The 1,764-nt window shown below is 27.7% G+C and carries 1 protein-coding gene; it reads right to left on the bottom strand.

Annotation, left to right across the window (positions count from 1 at the left end):
* Nucleotides 1–159 precede the first annotated feature (159 nt).
* Nucleotides 160–1,764 (bottom strand): IS1182 family transposase (locus I2E98_RS15770; protein WP_207737643.1); only part of this gene is annotated, 1,605 nt, incomplete at its 5' end.

Here is a 1,764-nt window from a genome sequence, read left to right as displayed (position 1 = left end):
AATGGAGCTGTCGCAATAGAGGGTAAAAAAATCCGCTAGCGATAGCTCTTTTTCTATATTTTCAAAAAAATAATTGTACATATTCAATTAAAATTAAATTAAATATAAAAATGGACGCACTTAAATAAGCCTAATAAAAAAAGGCTTTAAAAAATTAAATTATGCAGTTTTATTTAATTCAAATAAATGCTTACCAGTTCGGTTAGTTTGTATTTTGTTATGCAATTTATTTATATTTTGAGCTACAGCAAGTAATATACTTTCTGATAGGACATTTTTTTGTCCACGACACATAAACCTTCTAAAATTTATATCATGCTTTAATTGAGCAAAAGAACCTTCTGCTTGAATACTTCTATTCATTCTAAGTAAAATTCCTTCACTTGTAATAATTCTTTCTAAATCTTCTTTTCTTTGACGATTAAACTTTTTTGAAGTTTCAATTTTTTTAGTTCTTTTCTCCAATGGAATTTTAGAATTATTTCCTTTAATGCATTGACTTTTATAATTGCAATTACTACAATCCTCACATATATAAATTGTCTTTATACTTTCATATCCAGTTTTAGATTTTCTAATCTTTACACCATTAGATATTAGTTTTTTACCATTTTGACATATAAATAAATCACTCTCAGAATCGTAGTCCATATTATCTATTCTACTAATATCATTCTTGTATTTTCTTGTTTTAGATATTTCGTAATTAGCAGGTTTAATAAAAGCTATTTGCTTATTATCTTCAATAAATGAGTAATTTTCTTCGCTTTCATATCCAGCATCAGCAACTATTTTTAAATATTTAAAATTTAAATTTTCTTCCATACCTTTAAGAAATGGTATCAATGTAGTTGTATCTGTTGGTTCAGGACCAACAGTAAGCCACGTAATATATTCAGCATCAACACCATGCTGTACATTATAAGCTGGTTTAAGTTGTCCATTTTTCATAGCATCTTCTTTCATTCTCATAAATGTAGCATCAGCATCTGTTTTTGAATAACTATTTCTATTGCCGCAAGTGTATACCTTTTTATTGTACTCTTTAAATTTTAAAAGGTACTCTTCAAGCTTTTCTATAGACTTTTGTAAAGTAGTTTTTCTCTTACCACATCCGTGGACGAATTCTATTCCTTCTAATTTTTTTAACTCATAAAGTTTTTTCCTAAGCTTCTTTACATGCTTCATTTGTACTTTATCCTTATAAATCAATTTAATACCATAAAATTCTTCACACTCTTTTACAAGGTCGGATATTTTAGTTAATAGTTTAGCCGTATTTTTTGTAATAGCTTTCTTCCAAACAAAAGTATATTTATTAGCACAAGCTTCTATTTTAGTACCATCAATAAATATAGATTCACCTGATATTTCCCCAATTTTATAAAGAAAATTGGTTACTTCCGCTAATATTTTTTCAGCACATGGAGCAAAGTGTAAACTTCTAAACCTTGCAAATGTTGAATGATCCGGAGGTGAAGCACCCTCTAGTAGAAACATAAAATTGATATCTCTTCTACATGCAGTTTCTATATCTCTTGAAGAATAAAATCCATTCATATATCCATAAAGCATAATTTTCAGCATGTTCATTGGCGGTACTTGATTTTCTCTTATTCTAAAATAAGTAGAATATAGTTCAGTTAAATCCATCTCCTCTACAAACTGACTTAGTAACCTCACCGAATCATTATCTGGAATTATGCAATCTATATCAAAAGGAAGTTTTAATTGATAAAACTTTCGATTTAAAGTATAATTTTG

Source organism: Clostridium sp. D43t1_170807_H7 (assembly GCF_015555905.1).
Taxonomy (GTDB): Bacteria; Bacillota; Clostridia; order Clostridiales; family Clostridiaceae; genus Clostridium.
The sequence above is the reverse complement of the archived record's forward strand: the minus strand, read 5'-3'. Positions and strand labels throughout refer to the sequence as shown.